Source organism: Jiangella anatolica, from assembly GCF_003236295.1.
In the GTDB taxonomy this organism is placed as follows: domain Bacteria; phylum Actinomycetota; class Actinomycetes; order Jiangellales; family Jiangellaceae; genus Jiangella; species Jiangella anatolica.
In genome coordinates this window covers 183,778-204,134 of sequence record NZ_POTW01000001.1, presented here as the reverse complement: position 1 = coordinate 204,134, position 20,357 = coordinate 183,778, and the positions used below count along the sequence as shown (strand labels likewise).

Sequence of the window (20,357 nt, the reverse complement as noted above, 5' to 3'; positions counted from 1 at the left end):
AGAGCAGAGACTGAACCTCGATCAGACGTCGGCGGCGCAGCGGAAGCCGATGTTGCCCGTCGAGCTGTCCGGGGTGTTGCTGGTGCGCGCGGCGACCCGGTAGCGGTTGCAGTAGGAGTCGTGGCACAGGTGGCTGCCGCCGCGGGTGACCCGGGCCGCACCCTCCGGCGGTCCGAGCGGGTCGATGCGGGTCTCGGGACGCTCCTCGGCGTGCCAGCTGACCGACCACCAGTCCTGGCACCACTCCCACACGTTGCCGGCGACCTCGTACAACCCGAACCCGTTCGGCGGGTACGACTTCACCGGCGCGGTCCCGGCGTGGCCGTCCTCGCCGGTGTTCTGTGTGGGGAAGCGGCCCTGCCAGATGTTGCACCGCCACCGGCCCTTGGGCACCAGCTCATCACCCCACGCATACTTCGCCCGCGCCAGCCCGCCGCGGGCGGCGTACTCCCACTCGGCCTCGGTCGGCAGCCGCTTCCCCGCCCACGCCGCATACGCCATGGCGTCGTTCCAGGACACGTGCACCACCGGATGCTGCGGCCTCGTCGCGATGTCGCTGCCGGGCCCCTCGGGCGCCTTCCAGTACGCGCCTTGGACCGCCCGCCACCACGGCGCGGACGGCACCGACGCGTCCATCACGTGCCGCGCCTGCTCCGGGCCGATGAACAGACCGAACACGAACGACCAGCCGAACCGCTCGGCCTCGGTCACGTACCCGGTGGCCTTGACGAACGCGGCGAACTGCCGGTTCGTCACCGCCGTCGCGTCGATCAGGAACGGCGACACCGACACCGTCCGCACCGGCCCCTCACCATCGTCGGGGAACGCGTCGGGATCGTCGCCACCCATCGCGAACTCGCCGCCCGCGATGCGCACCATGCCCTTGGCCACCTCGGCCGCCGAGCGCACCGGCGGGGTGAACGACAGCTCGACCCCCGCCACCGGCCCCCGATCCGCCGACGGACCGCAACACCCCGACATGCACCCTCCGATCCGGCTCGTCCGCTCGGAGTCTAACGACGGCGCCGGACCTGCAGGGCGGTGCCGCCGAGCCCGGCCAGCAGCAGCGCCGCGGCGACGGCCGCCAGTGTGCCGGGGACAGACCCGTGTCGGGCAGCTGGTCCGGCTCCCCCGGCGGCGGCGCCGTCGACCCCGGCGACGGAGCGTCGGTGCCGGACGGCTCAGGGGTCCGCGCGGCGGTGGGCGTGACCGTCAGCGCAGGAGTAGGGATCGGGGTCGGGGGCCGTGCCGGCGGGCGAGACGGCGGTGACGACGACGCGCCGTGCTGCGCGGTGCTCGCGCCTTGGCACGCTCCAACGTCGCGCTTGGCACGCTGCAGGCGACCGCGCGTGCCCGAAATGCGGCGTTCGTGGAACGCTCCAGCGTGCCAAGGGCGGCAACGACGCTGCGGGGATCACGGCGCAGTCCAGCCACCTGAGGATCACGCGGACTCACTCGTGCCGTGGGCGCCTCACCCGCCGTGGCGCCGGATGGGCGTCGCCATCGGCGGGGCGTGCGGTCCATACACGGGTGAGGAGCACCGCACACGCCTGAGGCCCCGACGCCAACTCGGCGGTTGGCACCTTGGCACGCTCCAGCGTCGTCCTTGGCACGCTCGAACGTCGCGCTTGGCACGCCGCAGGCGACCTCATGCGCCCGAAATGCGCCCTTTGTGGAACGTTCCGGCGTGCCAAGGGCGGCGCGGACGCAGCGCGTCAGCCGCGGTGGCGGTGGCGTGACAGGGCCGTGTCAGGACGGCCGCCGACAGTGGTGGCATGACGAGTCCAGCGATCGCGGCCACCGGGCTGCGCAAGGCATTCAAGGACAAGACCGTCCTCGACGGGATCGACCTCGAGGTCGCCGCCGGCAGCGTCTTCTCGCTGCTCGGCCCGAACGGGGCCGGCAAGACGACGACGGTCAACGTGCTGACGACGCTGCTGCGGGCCGACGCCGGGTCGGTGCGGGTGGCGGGGCACGACGTGGCCACCGAGACCGCGGCGGTGCGCAAGGCCATCGGCGTCACCGGCCAGTTCGCCGCCGTCGACGACCTGCTCACCGGGCGGGAGAACCTGCGGCTGATGGCCGAGCTCAAGCGGCTGGCGCCGGGCGAGCGCGACGCCGTCGTCGACGGGCTGCTGGAGCGGTTCGACCTCGTCGAGGCGGCACCCAAGCTCGTGTCGACCTACTCCGGCGGCATGCGGCGCAAGCTCGACCTGGCGATGACGCTGGTCGGCGCGCCGCAGATCATCTTCCTCGACGAGCCGACGACGGGCCTGGACCCGCGCAGCCGGCGCACGATGTGGGAGATCGTCCGTGAGCTGGTCGCCGGCGGCACCACGATCTTCCTCACCACCCAGTACCTGGACGAGGCCGACCAGCTGGCCGACCGCGTCGCGGTGCTCGACCACGGCCGCCTCGTCGCCGAGGGCACGCCGGCCGAGCTGAAGCGGCAGGTCCCCGGCAGCCACGTCCGGTTCCGGTTCGCCGGTCCGGAGGGGCTCGACGCGGCCGCGCGGGTGCTCACCGGCGCCACCCGCGACGACGAGAACCTGACCCTGCGGGTGCCCAGCGACGGCGGCACCCGGTCGGTGCGCACCCTGCTGGACGCGCTCGACGAGTACTCGATCGACGCCGAGGAGTTCTCCGTGCACACGCCGGACCTCGACGACGTCTTCCTGGCCCTGACCGGCCGGCCGACCACGGAGGAGACCGCCCGATGAGCACCGACGCCGCCATCATGGTGCGCCGCAACCTCAAGCACACCGTCCGCAACCCGATCGCGGTGTTCAACGCGATCCTGCTCCCGATCGTCCTCATGCTGATGTTCGTCTACGTGATCGGCGGCGCGTTCGACGTCGGCGTGGACTACGTCGACTACTCGACGCCGGGGATGATCCTGCTGGCCATCACGTACGGGCTGAGCGCGACGGCGCTGGCCGTGAACTCCGACATGACCAAGGGCGTCATCAACCGGTTCAAGGTCATGGACATCTCCCGGGGCGCCGTGCTGACCGGACACGTCGTGGGCAGCGTCCTGCGCACGATCATCGCGATCGCGGCCATCATCGGGACGGCATTCCTGCTCGGCTTCCGCTCGTCGGCGGGCTTCGTCGACTGGCTCGGCGTGGTCGGGTTCTCACTGCTGGTGTCCATCGCGTTCAGCTGGCTCACCGTCGGGCTGGGGCTGGCCGCGAAGTCGCCGGAATCGGCCGGCATGGCCGTCGTCCCGCTGATCATGCTGCCGTTCCTGAGCAGCGCGATCGTGCCGGCCGACGAGATGGGCACCGGGGTGCGGCAGTTCGCCGAGTACCAGCCGTTCACGCCGATCATCGAGGCGCTGCGCGGGCTGCTGGCCGGCGCGCCGGAGGCAGGCGACGTGATCCCGGCGCTGGCCTGGACCGTCGACCTCGCCCTCGTCGGCTACCTGTGGTCGATCTCGACGTTCACGAAGCGAGCGTGACCTCGACCAGCTCGGACCAGCCGGCCGTCGCACCCTCCCGAGCCGCCTCGGCGTACCGCGTGTCGCCGAGGCGGCTCCGCGCCGCCCGCTCGATCCGGGCGACGTCGGGGTGCGAGCGGTCGGCCATCCCGCGGACGGCGGCGCCGGCCGCGAGCAGCCGCACAGCCTGCTCGTCGTCGCCGCGCCGCAGCGCCAGGTCCGCGACGCCGACGAGCACCACGGCGATCAGCGCGGGGTACCCGGACACGGCTGCCGCCTCGACGGCGGCGGCGCGATGGGCCCGGGCCTCCTCGTCGCCGGCGGCGAGGTAGCCGAGCAGGTCGTGCTCCATCGCGCGGAGGTGCGGCTGGTCGCCGGTGTCGTGCAGCAGGCCGATCGCGGCGGCGAGCTGACGGCGCGCCTCGTCGGCGTCGCCGCGCCACCGAGCCAGGTCCGCGCGCGCGAGGGCCAGCTCGGCCAGCGCGTTCGGCCAGGTGACGCGGTCGGCGTGGCGCTGCGCCTCGGCGACGGCGGCCGCGCTGGCGTCCTCGTCGCCGGCCAGCCAGTACAGCTGCGCCTGCCGCGACCGGATCCGGATGACGTCCTCGACGGCGCCCAGCTCGGCGACGACCGTGGCCGCCTCCTCCAGCAGGTCGCAGGCGGCGGCGAACTCGCCCCGGGCGGCGCGACGGTCGGCCAGCTCCGTCAGCGCGAACGAGGTCCCGTACCGCTCGCCGATGGCGCGGAACTGGGCCAGCGCCTCCTCCAGGTCGGCGTCGGCGTCCCGGCCGCCGTCGCCGAGCATGATCCGCATCTTGCCGCGCTGCAGCCGGGCCAGCGCGCGCACCCAGGGGTCCTCGTCGTCGAGCACCGGCTCCCACGCGCTGACCGCGCCGTCCGGCCCCTGCAGCAGCCGCTCCAGCGGCGCCAGCAGCCGCAGCACCGTGCGGGTGCTCCGGCCGTCCGGGCTCAGCCGGTGCGCCTCGCGGATCCAGGTCTCGGCGCGCTGCGCGTCCTCGCGGCCGGAGGTCAGGAACCCGGCGACGAACGTGTACACCAGCGCCCGGGTCTCGTCGTCCACCTCGCCGGGCATGGCGGCCGCCGCGGCGACCAGTTCCTCGCCCTCGGCCTTGTGGCCGCTGAACCACCAGTACCAGCCGGCGCTCGCGGCCAGCCGCATGGCCGCGGCCGCGTCGCCGGCGGCCAGCGCCCCGCGCATCGCGGCGACGATGTTGCCGTGTTCGGCGTCGAGCGTGGCCAGCCACTCCACCTGCTCGGCCCGGCGCAGCCACGGCTCGGCCGTCTCGACCAGCTCGGTGAAGCAGGCCAGATGGGCGCGCCGGGCGGACTCGGTCTCCCCCGCCTCGGCCAGGCGCTGCGCCGCGTACTCCTTGATGGTGCCGAGCAGCCGGTAGCGCGGCGCGCCGCCGCCCTCGGCGACCAGCAGCGACTTCTCCGTCAGCGAGCCGAGCAGCTCCAGCACGTCCTCGGGGTGGACGTCGTCGCCGGCGCAGACCCGCTCCGCCGCGTCCAGGCCGGCGCCGCCGGTGAACACCGAGAGCCGGCGCAGCACCGTCCGCTCCGGCTCGCCGAGCAGCTCCCAGCTCCAGTCGACGACGGCGCGCAGCGTCTGGTGCCGCGGCAGTACCGTCCGGCTGCCGCTGGTCAGGAGCCGGAACCGGTGGTCGAGCCGCCCGGCCAATTGGTCGAGGGTCATGGTGCGCAGCCGGGCCGCGGCCAGCTCGATCGCCAGCGGCATGCCGTCCAGTGCGCGGCAGATGCGGGCCATCGTCGCCAGCGACGCCGCGTCGACGGTGAGGTCGGTGCGCACGGCGCTCGCGCGGTCCAGCAGCAGCCGGACCGCCGGCGACGCCTCGATCGCGGCCGGCTCGGCGTCGTCGTCGGGCAGCGTCAGCGGCACGACCGGCCACAGGGCCTCGCCCGTGATGCCCAGCGACTCCCGGCTGGTGGCCAGGATCCGCAGCCGCGGGCACTCGCCGAGCAGCCGGTGCGCCAGAGCCGCGGCGGACTCGATCACGTGCTCGCAGTTGTCCAGGACCAGCAGCACCTCGCGGTCGCGCAGCGCGGCGACGAGGCGGTCGGCCGGCTCGGCGTCGGGCTGGTCGCCGAGCAGCGGGTCGCGCAGGCCGAGCGCGGCCACCGTCGCCTGCGCGACGTCGCCGTCAGCGGTGACGGACGCCAGCTCGACCAGCCAGACCCCGTCCGGCAGGTCGTCGAGCAGCGCCCGCGCGGTCTCCGTCGCCAGCCGGGTCTTGCCCGACCCGCCCGGCCCGACCAGCGTCGTCAGCCGGCGCGTGCCGACCAGCTCGCGGACCGCGGCGACGTCGGCGTCCTTGCCGATGTAGCTGGTCAGCTCGGCGCGCAGGTTGGTCCGGCGGTCGTCGTCGCGGCGGCCTACCTCGCCCTTGAGCAGCGCGACGTGCAGCGCCGACAGCTCCGGCGACGGGTCGGCGCCGAGCGTGTCGGCGAGCTCCTCGCGGGTGCGCTCGTAGACCAGCAGCGCGTCGGCGTCGCGGCCGGCCGCGACGAGCGCCCGCATCAGCGCGGCGACCAGCCGTTCCCGCAGCGGGTGCGCAGCGACGAGATCGGTCAGTTCGGTGACGAGCTCGGCGCCATGGCCGAGGGCGGTCTCGGCCTCGAACCGGTCCTCCGTGGCGGCCAGCCGCAACCCGTCGAGCCGGGCGACGGCCGCGTCGAACGCCGGGCTCTCGGTCAGGCCGACGTCCTGCAGGGCGGCGCCGCGCCACAGCCCGAGCGCCTCGCGCAGCAGCTGGACCCGGCGCGGCCCGTCCAGGCCGCGGGCCTGCGCGGCCAGCCGCTCGAACCGCACCGCGTCGACGGCGTCGGGCTCGACGGCCAGCCGGTAGCCGTCGGTGTGGCCCTCGATCGCGCCGTCCGGCAGCAGCTTGCGTAGCCGGGAGACCAGCCGGTGCAGCGCGTTCGTCGCGTCCGACGGCGGGTTCTCGCCCCAGATCCAGTCGATCAGCGCCGCCTTCGGCACCACCCGGCCGGGCTGCCGGGCCAGCGCGACCAGCAGGCCGCGCAGCCGCGCCCCGGGGACGTCGGCCGGTGCGCCGTCGTCACCGCGGACCTCCAGCGGCCCGAGCATCCCGATCTGCACCCGGCGATTTTCGCACGGTCGTTCAGGGACCGACCTTGGCACGCAGGAGCACCGACCTTGGCACGCCGGGATGCTCCACAAACGCGGCATTCCGGGCGCGCCAGGTCCCTCACGGCGTGCCAAGCGGGACGCTGGGGGCGTGCCAAGTCCTCCGGCCGGAGACGCGGCGTCAGCGCAGCGGGTCGAAGGCGGCGAACGGGCCGGCCGGGCGGGCGCCGGTCACCAGGCTCTCGGCCACCTGCCGGCCGGTCAGCGGGCCGAGCGCGACGCCCCACATGCCGTGGCCGCCGGCGACGTGGACGCAGGGCGAGCGGGTGGGACCGACGAGCGGCAGACCGTCGCTGGTGCAGGGGCGCGACCCGACCCATTCGTCGGTGCGCTCGTCCCAGCGCACGCCGGCCAGCCGGGTGCGGGCCGACGCGACGATCGCGGCGACGCGGCGCGGGTCCAGCGGCGCGTCCGGCCGGCGGAACTCCATCGTGCCGGCGACGCGGAGCCGGCCGCGCAGCGGAGTGCAGGCCACCCGGACGTCGGGGAAGTAGACGGGGCCGGCGGGGACGTGCTCCAGCGGCACGCTGAAGCTGTAGCCACGGCCGGCCTGGACGATCCGGCGCACGCCGAACGGCCGGGCCAGCTCGCCCAGCCGGGCGCCGGTGGCCAGCACGACGGCGTCGGCCCGCAGCTCGCCGGCGCCGACGCGGACGACGACCTCGCCGCCGAGGTCGCGCACGCCGTCGGCGGAGGCGCCCTCGAGGAGCTTGCCGCCGCGGGCGACGACGGCGTCGGCCAGCGCGTGCGTGAACGCGGCCGGGTCGATGAAGCGCTGCCCGTGCAGCCGCACCGCCGCCGCGACACCCGGGCCGAGGGCCGGCTCGAGCTCACGCGCCGCGTCGCCGCCGAGCACGTCCGCCGCGACGTCCACCCCGGCCGCCTCGATGTGGTGCAGCTCGGCGGTGAACGCGCGCAGCGCCTGGTCCGACCCGAGCCCGATGAGGAACGGGTCGGCGTCTTTCACCTCGGCTGCGACGCCGCCCGCGGCCAGCGTTTCGTACGCGGCCAGGCCGTCGCGGCCGATCCCGGCGAAGACCGTCATCGACCGCCGCCACCGCCGCGCCGTCGAGTGCCGGGCGAAGCCGGCGAGGAAGCGGATCAGGCCGGCGTCGAACCGCAGCGGCACGAACACCGGCGACGACGGGCTCAGCACAGCCTTGAGCCCGTACCGCAGAACGGCCGGCTCCGGCAGCGGCGTGGTGAGCGCCGGCGCGAGCCAGCCGGCGTTGCCCCAGGACGAGCCGCCCGCGACGCCGGCCCGGTCGACGACCGTGACCTCGACGCCGCGCTCCTGCAGGAACCACGCGGTGGACAGGCCGACGATGCCGGCTCCCGCGACGACGACGTGCTGCGTGGACATGGGCGAACCTCCTGGTGAGACCCTGTGACCATCGTCACCGGAAGGGGTCGCCGGGTCACTGGCGGCGCGGCCAGCGTTCCTCTCGCGCGACGGTGCGATCGGCCAGCGCCGCCGCCTTCAGCTGCAGCATCAGCGCCAGCCGCGTGTCGGCGTCGTCGAGGTCGACGCCGGCTGCCTCGTGCGCCTTGCGCAGCCGGTTGCGCAGCGTGTTCGGGTGGACGGTGAGGTCGGCGGCGGCCGCGCTGACGTCGCCGCCGCGGGCCAGGTAGGCGCGCGCCGTCCGCACCAGCTCCGCGCCCTTCTCGGCGTCGAACCGCTCCAGCGCCGGCAGCGGGCCGTAGCCGCCGAGATCCTCGGCCTCGACGACGTCGGCGACCCGGGCCGCGACGACGTCGACGAAGGCCGCCGCGATCGGCAGCGCCGTGCCGGCGGCGCCCCGCGCGACCAGCACCCGCACCACGTGGTCGGCGTCGGACCGGGACCGGTGCGCCTGCGCCGGGCCGGGCACCGTCCGCCCGACCCCGGCGACGAGCCGGGCGCCGTCGCCGCGGCGCAGGAAGTCCGCCGCCGTCCGGTGCACCGCCGCGGAGTCGCCGGGCACCACCACGTAGAGCACGCCGTCGAGCACGGCCGAGACCGGCCGGGCGCCCGACGTGGTGAGCCGCAGCGTCAACGCTCCGGCGACCCGGTCCACCCGGGTCGCGTCCGTCGTCGTCGCCACGGCGAGGACGGTGAGCGGGCCGGCGAGGCCCAGCCGGGCGGCCGCGGCCTCGGCGTCCGCGCCGCCGTCGAGCAGCGCGACGACCTGCTCGACCCGGTCGCGAACGGCCCGCTCGTCGCGGGCCCGGGTGCGCAGCAGCACCTCGGCGACGATCGGCGCGGCGTCGAGCAGGTCCTTCTCCTGCGCGCCGGTGAGCTCGCCGGTGACGACCGCCCAGATCGAGCCGAGCACCTCGTCGCCGGCGCGGATCCCGACGACGGCCCGCGGCTTCATCCCGGCGTCGGCCAGGTCGGCGTAGACGACGCCGTCCTGGGTGGCGATGCGCCGGTACACGCCGGCCCGGCGCAGCGCCTCGCGGTACTCCGGCGGGACCTGCCGGCCGAGGATCGTCGCCGTCCGCACCTCGTCGGCCGACAGCTGGCCGTCGGAGTAGGCCAGCACGCGGGTGTCGTGGTCCTCGATCGTCACCGGGGCGCCGAGCAGGTCGGCCAGGGCGCCGGCCAGGGCGAAGAGGTCAGGTGCCTCGGCGAGACTTCGCAACTCGCTCCCTCACGTCCGCGGTTCACGCAGCAGCGTACCGAGGGGCGCTGCCGGGCCGCGGGCATCCGGCATAGGAGACTGCACCCATGACCTACCTCCCCGACGGCGGGCTGCTCGTGCGCGGCGGACGGGTGGTCGACCCGCACAACGACGTCGACCGGCTCGCCGACCTGTACCTGAGCGGCGGCACGGTCGCCGCGGTGCTCGTGCCGGGGACGCCGGTGCCCGCCCGCCACGACGTCGTCGACGCGGCCGGCTGCGTGGTCGCGCCCGGCTTCGTCGACCTGCACAGCCACGCGATGGACCTGGAGAGCGCCCGGCTGCAGGCGCTGGACGGCGTGACGACGGCGCTGGAGCTGGAGTCCGGCGCCGTCGGCGTCGACGCGGTGTACCGGCGGGTGGACGACGAGGGCCGGCCGATCAACTACGGCTTCTCCGCCTGCTGGGCGCTGGCGCGGATGGCGGTGCTGGACGGGCGCGACGGTCCCGGCCACTTCGACGACTTCGCGCTGGCCCAGCAGCTGCCGCACTGGCGCCGTCCGGCCGGCGCCGGCGACCGGGCGCGGATCGTCGCCGCGCTCGAGGCGGAGCTGGACGCGGGCGCGCTCGGCCTCGGCATCCTGCTCGGCTACGCCCCCGCGACGGCGCCCGAGGAGTACCTGGCGCTCGGCGCGACGGCCGCGGCCGCGGGCGTGCCCACGTTCACCCACGCCCGGCACATGACCGCCGGCCCGGACGACAACGCCGTCGGCGCCGTCGAGGAGGTCGTTCGCGTGGCCGGGACGACCGGCGCGCACATGCACCTGTGCCACCTCAACAGCACGTCCGGCCGGCTGATCGACAAGACCGCCGAGCTGATCTCGTCCGCCCGCGACCAGCGCCTGCCGGTCAGCACCGAGGCCTACCCCTACGGCGGCGGCAGCACCATCGTCGGGGCCCCGTTCCTCGCGCCGGAGCGGCTGGCCAGCCTCGGCATCGAGGTCGGCGACATCCAGCTGGCCGAGTCCGGCGAGCCGATCGCTTCGGAGGACGCGCTGCGCACGCTGCGGGCGGACTCGCCCGGGGCGCTGATCGTGTTCCACTTCCTGCGCGAGACCTCGGCGGCGGACCGGCGGCTGCTGTTCCGCGCGCTGACCCTGCCCGACGTCGTCATCGCCAGCGACGCGATGCCATTGCGGCACTCCGGCCGGCCGGGGTCGCCGGGGCGGGCGCACCCGCGCGGGGTGGGCAGCTTCGCCAAGGTGTTCCGGCTGCTGGTCCGCGAGACCGGCACGTGGAGCCTGACGGAGGCGGTGCGGCGGTGCACGACGCTGCCGGCCGCGCTGCTCGCGGCCAGCGTCCCGGCGATGGCGCGCAAGGGCCACCTGTCCCCCGGCGCCGACGCCGACGTCGTCGTCCTCGACCCTGACACCGTCACCGACCGCGCCACCTACGCCGAGGCGCTGCCGTCGGCCGGCATCCGGCACGTCATCGTCAACGGGACGCCGGTGGTGGCCGGCGGCGAGCTGCTGCCGGACGCGGCGCCCGGTCGCGCCGTCCGCCGCTGAGGGTTCTGCACTCGTTGCGAGTGCACCTCACCCGCCGCGGGACCGTATCCGGGTCCGGTTCGGTCCCCGGTGGGGACCTCGGGCGGGTGACGTGCTCCTCGCTGGGGCGAAGACGACCTGCCGCGGCTGGGTGCGCAACGGACACGCCCCGACCGCCGCTGAAGGCTAAGAGGGCCCACACAGCTAGTCCTCGTCGCGGAGCTCGGCGAGCACCTCGGCCGCAGGACGCGAACGTTCGACCGTGGGCAGCGCCGACCAGCGTGCCCACCACTCGGCACGTTCACGGGTCAGCCGGCGAGGTGCTGACCTCGATGTCTGGATCGCTGAAGGCCGGCACACTCATGGCTTCACGGTAGCCAGTCCCGACCGCTGCCGGTCGCGCCGTCCGCCGCTGAGGGGGCTCAGGCCGGAGGCGCGGGGACGCGCGCCAGCGGGCGGACGGCGGGACCGGCCAGCACCCGCCCGTCGGTGTCGAAGCGGGACGCGTGGCAGGGGCAGTCCCAGGTCCGCTCGGCGTCGTTGAACGCGACGAGGCAGCCCAGGTGGGTGCAGCGGGCCGAGACGCAGTGCAGCGCGCCGTCGTCGTCGCGGTAGGCGGCGACCGCGCGGACGCCGTCGCGGACCACGCGGCCCTGGCCCGGCGCCAGCGACTCGGTCCCTGCCGAGCCGGCCAGCACCCCGGCGCGGTCCCCCAGGAGACGGGCCGCGACGTAGGAGTTGGCCTTGACGAACTCCGCCGCCGACTGCCGGACGGTGCCGCGCTGCGGGTCGAACACGCCGGCCAGCGGGTTCTCCACGCCGGTGACGAGGTCGCGCAGCAGCAGCCCGGCCAGCGTTCCGTTGGTCATGCCCCAGTGCCCGAACCCGGTCGCCACCCACACGTTGCGGGCCCGCGGGTGGTACCGGCCGACGTAGGGCAGCCCGTCGACGCTGGTGAGGTCGTGCGCGAGCCATCGGTGGTCCGGCGACGCGAGCCCCAGCCGCTCGGCCGCCCACGTCCGCAACGCGTCGTAGTGCTCGGCGACGCTGGTCCGGGCGCCGACGCGGTGCGGCTCGCCGCCGACGATCAGCAGCGTGCGGTCGTCGCCGGCCGGCGTGGTGCGGACGGAGTGCCGGTCCTCGATGCTGATGTACATCCCGTCGGGAGCGGCATCGGCGTACCCGGCGACGACGAGGTCGCGGCGCGGCTCCAGCCGGGCGAAGAAGACGCCGCGGTCGAACACCGGGTAGTGCGTCGCGACGACGACGTGGCGGGCCCGGACGGCGCCGTCGGTGGTCTCGACGACGCACGGGTCCCCCTCGGTCAGACCGACCGCCCGGGTCCCGGTGACGACGGTGCCGCCGTCGCCGGGGATCCGGATCGCCAGCTCCAGCAGCCAGCGGCGCGGATGGAACTGCGCCTGGCCGGTGAACCGGACCGCGCCGGCCACCGGGAACGGCAGGCCGGTGTCGGTGGTGAACGTCGCCGGCAGCCCGAGGGCGGCCGCCGCCTCGGCCTCGCGGCGCAGCCCCTCCACCGACGAGGCGCGCTCGGCGAACGCGTAGGAGTCGCGCCGCGACCAGTCCACGTCGGCGCCGAGTGCGTCGATCTCGGTCTCGATCCAGTCGATCGCCAGCTGCTGCCCGGCGCCGTACGCACGCGCGATGTCGGCGCCGAATCTGCTGGTCAGCGACGCGTACATGGCGCCGTGCTGGCTGGTCACCTTCGCCGTCGTGTGCCCGGTGACGCCGGCGGCCAGCCGCTCGCCGGCCTCGATCAGCGTCACCGTCAGCCCGGCCTGCTTGAGCAGGTACGCCGTCGTGATGCCGGCGATCCCCGCGCCCAGCACCACCACATCCGCGTCCACCGGCGGCGACGGCGCGAGCGGCGGGTCACCGGTGCTGTCCAGCCAGTACGACATGCGCGGCACGTACCCCGCGGCCGTCGTCGCCATGCGGTCCGGCGTCACCAGCGCGGGTGCGGCGCCCCGCCGATCCGCCGGGCCAGCTCGCCGGCGGCGGCCGCGACCCGCTCGGCCAGCCCCGGCCAGGAGGCCTCCCCGACGCGGGCCTGGTCGAACGTCGACGCGACGGCGGCCACCGGGTGCCCGGTGTGGTCGGTCGCCGGCACCGCGACCGACGCGAAGCCGGGCGTCACCTCGCCGTCCTCGACGGCGTAGCCGCGGCGCCGCACGTCGACGAGCAGGGCGCGCAGGTCGGCCGGGCGGCGCGGACCGAGACCGTGCCGCCGGACGAACGCCGACGCGTCGGGGAACAGCGCCCGGACCTGCGCCGCCGGGAGCCCCGCCAGCAGCGCGCGCCCGCTGGCCGTCAGCTGCGCCGGCAGCCGCACCCCCACGTCGGTGACCAGCGACGGGCCGCCGCGCGCCCGCTCCTCCACCAGGTAGAGCACCTCGCGGCCGTGCAGGACGGCCAGGTGCGCGCTGTGCCCGGTGGAGTCGACGAGGCCGGTCAGCAACGGCCGGGCCAGCCGGGCCAGCGGCGCCTGCTTCGTGTACGCCGCGCCGAGCTCGTACACGCCGACGCCGAGCCCGTAGCGCTGCTCCTCCGGCAGATGGACGACGAGGCCGGCCCGCTCCAGCTCGGCCAGCAGGTGGTACGTCGTCGAGCGCGGCAGGCCCAGCTCGGCCGCCAGCGCCGACGCCGGGGCCGGCTGGCCGAGCCGCGACAGCTGCCGCAGCAGCGCCAGCCCGTGCCGCAGCGCCGGGACCGTGCTGCTCTCGCCCACCCGCGCCTCCTGTCTGGGATACCAGACAGTATCCTCGCCGAACCGGTACCGCGGCGGCCGCGGGCGGCGTGGAATGGCGCCATGACGCAGCACGTGCTGGTGGGCACCGGTCCGGTGTCCTTCGACGAGGTCGTGGCGGTGGCCCGCGACGGCGCCGGCGTCGCGCTGGCCGACGACGCCCTGGAGGCGGTGGCGCGCAGCCGCGAGGTGATCGAGCGGCTGGCCGTCGCGGACCTGCCGTACTACGGCGTGTCGACCGGATTCGGCGCGCTGGCGACGAAGCACATCCCGGCGCAGAAGCGGGCGGCGCTGCAACGCGGCCTGATCCGCAGCCACGCCGCCGGCTCCGGGCCGGAAGTGGAGCAGGAGGTCGTCCGGGCGATGCTGCTGCTGCGGCTGTCGACGCTGGCCACCGGGCGCACCGGGGTCCGGCTGGAGACGGCGACGGCGTACGCGCGGCTGCTCGACGCCGGGCTCACCCCGGTCGTGTACGAGTACGGCAGCCTCGGCTGCTCCGGCGACCTCGCCCCGCTGGCGCACTGCGCGCTGGCGCTCATGGGCGAGGGCTCGGTGCGCGACCGGTCCGGCGCGCTGCTCGACGCAGGCGACGCGCTGGCGGCGGCCGGGATCGAGCCGGTCGTGCTGGCCGAGAAGGAGGGGCTGGCGCTGATCAACGGCACCGACGGCATGCTCGGCATGCTGGTGCTGGCGCTGCACGACCTGACCGGCCTGCTCCGGGTCGCCGACGTCGCCGCCGCGATGAGCGTCGAGGCGCTGCTCGGCACCGACCGGGTGTTCGCCGACGACCTGCAGGCGCTGCGGCCGCACCCCGGCCAGCGGGAGTCCGCGGCCAACCTGCGGTCGTTGCTGGCCGGGTCGGAGGTGGTGGCCAGCCATCGCGGCCCGGACTGCACCCGGGTCCAGGACGCCTACTCGCTGCGCTGCTCGCCGCAGGTGCACGGCGCCGTCCGCGACACCGTCGACCATGCCGCCACCGTGGCCGGCCGCGAGCTGGCGGCCGCCATCGACAACCCCGTCGTCACCCAGGACGGGCGGGTGGAGTCGAACGGCAACTTCCACGGTGCGCCGGTCGCGTACGTGCTGGACTTCCTCGCGATCGCGGCCGCCGACCTGGCCTCGATCAGCGAGCGGCGCACCGACCGGTTCCTCGACGTCGCCCGCAACGCCGGCCTGCCGCCGTTCCTCGCCGACGACCCCGGCGTCGACTCCGGCCACATGATCGCCCAGTACACCCAGGCCGGCATCGTGTCGGAGCTGAAGCGGCTGGCCGTCCCCGCGTCGGTCGACTCGATCCCGTCCAGCGCCATGCAGGAGGACCACGTCTCGATGGGCTGGGCGGCCGCCCGCAAGCTGCGCCGCGCCGTCGACGGCGTCGGCCGCGTCCTCGCCGTCGAACTGCTGACGGCGGCCCGCGCGCTGGACCTGCGCGCGCCGCTGGCCCCGGCGCCGGCCACCGGCGCCGTCCGCGACCTCATCCGCCGGCACGTCGCCGGTCCCGGGCCGGACCGGCACCTCGCACCGGAGATCGCCGCCGTCCACGACCTCGTCACGTCCGGCCGGATCGTCGCCGCCGCCGGCGCCCTGCGCTAGAAGGGAACTGCCATGTCCGGACCCCGTCCCGTCCGCGCCCCGCGCGGCGCCACGCTCACCGCACAGGGCTGGCCGCAGGAGGCCGCGCTGCGGATGCTGCAGAACAACCTCGATCCCGAGGTCGCCGAGCACCCCGACGAGCTGGTCGTCTACGGCGGCACCGGCAAGGCCGCGCGCGACTGGCCGTCCTTCGACGCGTTGGTCCGCACCCTCACCACGCTGCGTGGCGACGAGACGATGCTCGTGCAGTCCGGCCGCCCGGTCGGCGTGCTGCGGACGCACGAGTGGGCGCCGCGGGTGCTGATCGCGAACTCCAACCTGGTCGGCGACTGGGCCAACTGGGAGGAGTTCCGCCGGCTGGAGGCGCTCGGGCTGACGATGTACGGGCAGATGACCGCCGGATCGTGGATCTACATCGGCACCCAGGGCATCCTGCAGGGCACCTACGAGACGTTCGCCGCCGTTGCGGCCAAGAGGTTCGGCGGCTCCCTGGCCGGCACCGTCACGCTGACGGCGGGGCTGGGCGGCATGGGTGGTGCGCAGCCGCTGGCGGTCACGATGAACGGCGGCGTCGCGCTCGTCGTCGAGTGCGACCCGACCCGCATCACCCGGCGGATCGAGCACGGCTACCTCGACGTGCAGGCGGCGTCGGTGGACGACGCGCTGCGGCTGGCCGGCGACGCGCGGCGGGACCGGCGGGCGCTGTCCATCGGCGTGCTCGGCAACGCCGCCGAGGTGGTTCCCGATCTCCTCGCGCGCGGGGCCGAGATCGACGTCGTCACCGACCAGACGTCCGCGCACGACCCGCTGGCCTACCTGCCGATCGGCGTGGCGTTCGAGGACTGGGCCGCGGAACGTGCCAAGGACCCGGCCGGGTTCACGACGCGGGCGCGGGAGTCGATGGCCCGGCACGTCGAGGCGATGGTCGGGTTCCTCGACGCGGGCGCCGAGGTGTTCGACTACGGCAACTCGATTCGCGGCGAGGCGCAGCTGGCCGGGTACGACCGGGCCTTCGACTTCCCGGGGTTCGTGCCCGCGTACATCCGGCCGCTGTTCTGCGAGGGCAAGGGGCCGTTCCGGTGGGCCGCGCTGTCCGGCGACCCGGCCGACATCGCCGCCACCGACCGCGCGATCCTCGACCTGTTCCCCGACAACGAGCCGCTGGCCCGGTGGATCCGGCTGGCCGGCGAGAAGGTGCACTACCAAGGGCTGCCGGCCCGGATCTGCTGGCTCGGCTACGGCGAGCGCGACGTCGCCGGCCTGCGGTTCAACGAGATGGTCGCGTCCGGCGAGCTGTCCGCCCCGGTCGTCATCGGCCGTGATCACCTCGACGCCGGCTCGGTCGCGTCGCCGTACCGCGAGACCGAGGCGATGGCCGACGGCTCCGACGCGATCGCCGACTGGCCGCTGCTGAACGCGCTGGTCAACACCGCCTCCGGCGCCACCTGGGTGTCCATCCACCACGGCGGCGGCGTCGGCATGGGCCGATCCATCCACGCCGGGCAGGTCACCGTCGCCGACGGCACCGCGCTGGCCGGCGAGAAGATCGCTCGCGTCCTCTCCAACGACCCCGCGATGGGCGTCATCCGGCATGTCGACGCCGGCTACGACCGCGCCGCCGAGGTCGCGACCGAGCGCGGCGTCCGGGTCCCGATGCACGAGGCATGACGGTGTCCTTCGACGCGATGTGGGCCGACCTGGAGCCGGTCGGCCGGGATCCGCGCGGCGGCTACCGGCGGTTCGCCTGGACCTCGGCCGACGCGACGCTGCGGGAGTGGTTCGAGGCCGAGGCGGCCCGTCGCGGGCTGGACCTCGTGGTCGACCGGGCGGGGAACCAGTGGGCCTGGTGGGGCTCGCCCTCGGCCGCGGCGCCGGGCGTCGTCGCCGGGTCGCACCTGGACTCGGTGCCCAACGGCGGCGCGTTCGACGGCCCGCTCGGGGTGGTGTCGGCGTTCGCGGCCATCGACCTGCTCCGCTCGCGCGAGCACGTCCCGTCCCGGCCGATCGGCGTGGTCAACTTCGGCGACGAGGAGGGCGCCCGGTTCGGGGTCGCGTGCGCGGGGTCGCGGCTGCTCACCGGCGCGCTGCCGGTGGACCGGGCGCTCGCGCTCACCGACGCCGACGGGGTCGGCCTGGCCGAGGCGCTGCGCGCGGCCGGGCGACCGGAGCCGGCCGCCGACCCCGAGGCGCTGGCCCGCGTCGGCACGTTCGTCGAGCTGCACGTCGAGCAGGGCCGGGCGCTGGCCGAGCCGGTCGGGGTCGCGACCGAGATCTGGCCGCACGGCCGCTGGCGGATCACGCTGGACGGCGAGGCCAACCATGCCGGCACCACCCCGCTGGACGCTCGCCGCGACCCGATGCTCGACCTCGCCGACCTCGTCACGTCCGCCCGGGCGGCCGCCTCGTCGCACGGCGTGCTGGCCACCGTCGGCAAGGTCGAGGTGGACCCGAACGGCGTCAACGCGATCCCGTCGCAGGTCCGGGCCTGGCTGGACTGCCGCGGCGCCGACCCCGACGCCGTCGCCGCCGTCCTTGCCGACCTCGACCGGTTCGCGCCGCGCCGGGAGTCGTGGACCGGCACGACGGTGTTCGACCCGGCCCTGGCGGCGCGGCTGAGCGGGCTGCTCGGCGGCGCGCCGCTGCTGCCGACCGGCGCCGGCCACGACGCCGGGATCCTCGCCGCGGCCGGCGTACCGGCCGCGATGCTGTTCGTCCGCAACCCGACCGGCGTCTCGCACTCGCCGGCCGAGTTCGCCGAGCGGGCCGACTGCCATGCCGGGGTCGAGGCACTGGCGGACGTGCTCGCGGAGCTGACCCGGTGACGGCGTACTGGGCGGCGCACGCCTGGCTGCCGTCCGGCCTGGCCGCCGATGTACGGATCGCGGTGGACGGCGGGGTGATCGTCGCGGTCGAGGCCGGGTCGGCGTCGTCGGGCTCGGAGGTCCGGCTGCCCGGTGTCGTGCTCCCCGGGTTCGCGAACGCGCACTCACACGCGTTCCACCGGGCGCTGCGCGGCCGCACGCACGACGGGCGCGGCACGTTCTGGACCTGGCGCGAGGCGATGTACGCCGTCGCGCGCCGGCTCACGCCGGACACGTACTACCGGCTGGCGCTGGCGACGTACGCGGAGCTGGCGCTGGCCGGCGTCACCGTCGTCGGCGAGTTCCACTACCTGCACCACGGCCCCGGCGGCGTCCCGTACGCCGACCCCAACGCGATGGCCGCGGCACTGCGGCAGGCCGCCCGCGACGCCGGGATCCGGCTCACGCTGCTGGACACCTGCTACCTGGAGAGCGCGCCCGGCCGGCCGCTGGAGGGGGTGCAACTGCGGTTCGGCGACGGGACGGCGGACGCGTGGGCCGCCCGCGTCGACGACCTCGCCGACGACGAGACCACGCGGATCGGCGCCGCCGTCCACTCCGTCCGCGCCGTCCCGCCGGCCGCCGTCGAGAGCGTCGCCGCCTGGGCCGGAGCGCGGGGCGCGCCGCTGCACGTCCACCTGTCCGAGCAGCCGGCCGAGAACGAGGCAGCGCTGGCCGCCTACGGCGCCACCCCGGCCCGGCTGCTCGCCGACCACGGCGCGCTCACCCCGTCGACGACGGCCGTGCACGCCAACCACGTGAGCGGCGACGACATCGCGCTGCTCGGCGCCGCCGGCACGACGATCTGCTCCTGCCCGACCACCGAGCAGGACCTCGCCGACGGACTCGCCCCGACCGGCCCGCTGGCCGACGCCGGGTCGCCGCTGTGCGTCGGCAGCGACCAGCACGCCGTCACCGACCTGCTGCTGGAGGCGCGGCTGCTGGAGCACCACGAGCGGCTGCGCACCGGCGAGCGCGGCACGTTCTCCCCCGCCGACCTCGTCGCCGCTCTCACCGGCGCCGGGCACCGGGCGCTGGGCTGGCCCGGCAACGGCCGGCTCGCCCCCGGCGCCGCCGCCGACCTCGTCGCCGTCCGCACCGACACCGTCCGCACGGCCGGCGCCGATCCCGCGCAGCTCGTCCTCGCCGCCACGGCTGCCGACGTCGACACCGTCATCGTCGGCGGCCGGACCGTCGTCAGCGGCGGCGCCCACCTCCTCGGCGACGTCGCGGACCTGCTCACCCGCGCGTTGGGCTAGGCGGCGGCGACGGACTCGACGTCGCGGAGGACGCGCAGGACGTTGCGGCCGGCGAGCTTGTCGAGGTCGGCCGCCGACCAGCTCCGGTCCCGCAGCGCGGCGAACAGCCGCGGATACGTCGCGACGTCCTCCAGGCCGGACGTCACCAGGTCGGTGCCGTCGAAGTCGCCGCCGATGCCGAGGTGGTCCACGCCGGCGACCGCGCGCAGGTGCTCGAGCTGCGCCACCACGTCCTCCACCGTCGACCGCGGCGGCGGGTCGGCGGCGGCGCGCTCCTCGACCACGCGACCGAGCGCGACGAGGTCCTTCGGGTCGAGCCCGCGCTCGGCGGCGATGTCGCGGCACCGCTGGTGCCAGTCGGCCGTCCGCTGCGACACGAAGCCGGGCACGAACGTCGCCATGCAGACGCCGCCGCGGGCGGCCATGGTCTCCAGGACGTCGTCGGGGACGTTGCGCGGCACGTCACACAGGGCCCGGGCGTTGGAGTGGCTGAAGATCACCGGCGCCCGGCCGGTGTCGAGCGCCGCCCGCATCGTGCTCGGCGCCACGTGCGAGAGGTCGACGACCATCCCGATCCGGTTCATCTCCGCGACGACGGCGCGGCCGAACTCGGTCAGCCCGCAGGCCGCCGGCACGTCCGTCGCCGAGTCCGCCCAGGACGTGTTGTGGTTGTGCGTCAGCGTCAGGTACCGCACGCCGAGCCGGTGCAGCATCCGCAGCACGCCGAGCGAGTCGGCGATGCAGTGCCCGCCCTCGGCGCCGAGCAGCGACGCCACCCGGCCGCCGGCGACGACCGCTTCGACCTCGTCCGCGGACGTGGCCAGGCCCAGCTCGTCGTCGTAGCGCGCGACCAGGCGGTGGACGAAGTCGATCTGCTCCAGCACGGCCGCGACCGCCTCGGGTCCGGTCAGCGTCGACGGCACGTAGACCGACCAGAACTGGCCCTTCACGCCGCCGCGGCGCAGCCGGGGCAGGTCCGTGTGCAGCGCCGGCTGCGGCCGCGCCACGTCGGCCCGGCCGAGGTCGTAGCCGTAGCCCTGGCGATGCGCCCAGGGCAGGTCGTTGTGCCCGTCGATCAGGAGGTAGTCGTCCACGGGC

14 protein-coding genes are annotated in these 20,357 nt (G+C 75.6%); 7 read left to right on the top strand and 7 right to left on the bottom strand.

Features of this window, described 5'->3' with window-relative positions; translation table 11 throughout:
- Positions 1-21: 21 nt before the first annotated feature.
- Entirely contained in the window at positions 22-981 is a 960-nt protein-coding gene (locus tag C1I92_RS00845) for a formylglycine-generating enzyme family protein (protein ID WP_111252749.1), read from the bottom strand.
- Between the two features lie 794 nt (positions 982-1,775).
- On the opposite strand from C1I92_RS00845, the gene C1I92_RS00840 reads away from it, so the two are divergent.
- Positions 1,776-2,720, top strand: a complete 945-nt coding sequence (locus C1I92_RS00840; protein WP_111252748.1) for an ATP-binding cassette domain-containing protein — start codon at positions 1,776-1,778, stop codon at positions 2,718-2,720.
- A complete protein-coding gene (locus C1I92_RS00835) occupies positions 2,717-3,460 on the top strand; it encodes an ABC transporter permease (protein WP_111252747.1) in 744 nt (247 codons plus the stop codon). The genes C1I92_RS00840 and C1I92_RS00835 overlap by 4 nt, the downstream gene beginning before the upstream one ends.
- Here C1I92_RS00835 and C1I92_RS00830 read toward each other — a convergent pair.
- The 3 genes from C1I92_RS00830 to C1I92_RS00820 form a co-directional block, all read right to left on the bottom strand.
- On the bottom strand, positions 3,444-6,581 hold the full coding sequence (locus C1I92_RS00830; RefSeq protein WP_111252746.1) for an ATP-binding protein: 3,138 nt from the start codon (positions 6,579-6,581) through the stop codon (positions 3,444-3,446). The genes C1I92_RS00835 and C1I92_RS00830 overlap by 17 nt on opposite strands.
- Before the next feature lie 169 nt (positions 6,582-6,750).
- Positions 6,751-7,992: an NAD(P)/FAD-dependent oxidoreductase gene (locus tag C1I92_RS00825; protein ID WP_111252745.1), complete on the bottom strand. Its 1,242-nt coding sequence runs from the start codon at positions 7,990-7,992 to the stop codon at positions 6,751-6,753.
- Between the two features lie 55 nt (positions 7,993-8,047).
- Positions 8,048-9,253, bottom strand: coding sequence for a PucR family transcriptional regulator (locus tag C1I92_RS00820; RefSeq protein WP_111252744.1), 1,206 nt, complete (start codon positions 9,251-9,253; stop codon positions 8,048-8,050).
- 86 nt (positions 9,254-9,339) lie between these two features.
- On the opposite strand from C1I92_RS00820, the gene C1I92_RS00815 reads away from it, so the two are divergent.
- Entirely contained in the window at positions 9,340-10,800 is a 1,461-nt protein-coding gene (locus tag C1I92_RS00815) for an amidohydrolase family protein (protein ID WP_111252743.1), read from the top strand.
- 401 nt (positions 10,801-11,201) lie between these two features.
- Here C1I92_RS00815 and C1I92_RS00810 read toward each other — a convergent pair whose 3' ends face one another.
- Positions 11,202-12,734, bottom strand: a complete 1,533-nt coding sequence (locus C1I92_RS00810) for an FAD-dependent oxidoreductase (protein WP_199520824.1) — start codon at positions 12,732-12,734, stop codon at positions 11,202-11,204.
- A gap of 11 nt (positions 12,735-12,745) precedes the next feature.
- Positions 12,746-13,528 carry an IclR family transcriptional regulator gene (locus tag C1I92_RS00805; RefSeq protein WP_111252742.1) on the bottom strand — a complete coding sequence of 261 codons (783 nt, stop codon included), beginning with the start codon at positions 13,526-13,528 and terminating at the stop codon, positions 12,746-12,748.
- Between the two features lie 81 nt (positions 13,529-13,609).
- Here C1I92_RS00805 and hutH point away from each other — a divergent pair, with 81 nt between their 5' ends.
- Genes hutH through C1I92_RS00785 form a run of 4 tightly spaced genes read left to right on the top strand, consistent with a single transcriptional unit; the run spans position 13,610 to position 19,259 of the window.
- A complete protein-coding gene (gene hutH / locus C1I92_RS00800) occupies positions 13,610-15,139 on the top strand; it encodes a histidine ammonia-lyase (protein ID WP_111252741.1) in 1,530 nt (509 codons plus the stop codon).
- A 12-nt stretch (positions 15,140-15,151) separates the two neighbouring features.
- Positions 15,152-16,807 (top strand): urocanate hydratase, encoded by a 1,656-nt coding sequence (gene hutU / locus C1I92_RS00795; RefSeq protein ID WP_111252740.1) that lies wholly within the window; start codon positions 15,152-15,154, stop codon positions 16,805-16,807.
- On the top strand, positions 16,804-17,961 hold the full coding sequence (locus tag C1I92_RS00790; RefSeq protein WP_199520823.1) for an allantoate amidohydrolase: 1,158 nt from the start codon (positions 16,804-16,806) through the stop codon (positions 17,959-17,961). The genes hutU and C1I92_RS00790 overlap by 4 nt, the downstream gene beginning before the upstream one ends.
- The gene (locus C1I92_RS00785; protein WP_111252739.1) at positions 17,958-19,259 is read left to right on the top strand and encodes a formimidoylglutamate deiminase; all 1,302 of its coding nucleotides are present in this window, start codon (positions 17,958-17,960) and stop codon (positions 19,257-19,259) included. Before C1I92_RS00790 ends, C1I92_RS00785 begins: the two co-directional genes overlap by 4 nt.
- Here C1I92_RS00785 and C1I92_RS00780 read toward each other — a convergent pair.
- Positions 19,256-20,353 (bottom strand): dipeptidase, encoded by a 1,098-nt coding sequence (locus C1I92_RS00780; protein ID WP_111252738.1) that lies wholly within the window; start codon positions 20,351-20,353, stop codon positions 19,256-19,258. The two genes, C1I92_RS00785 and C1I92_RS00780, sit on opposite strands and share 4 nt — an antisense overlap.
- Positions 20,354-20,357 lie beyond the last annotated feature (4 nt).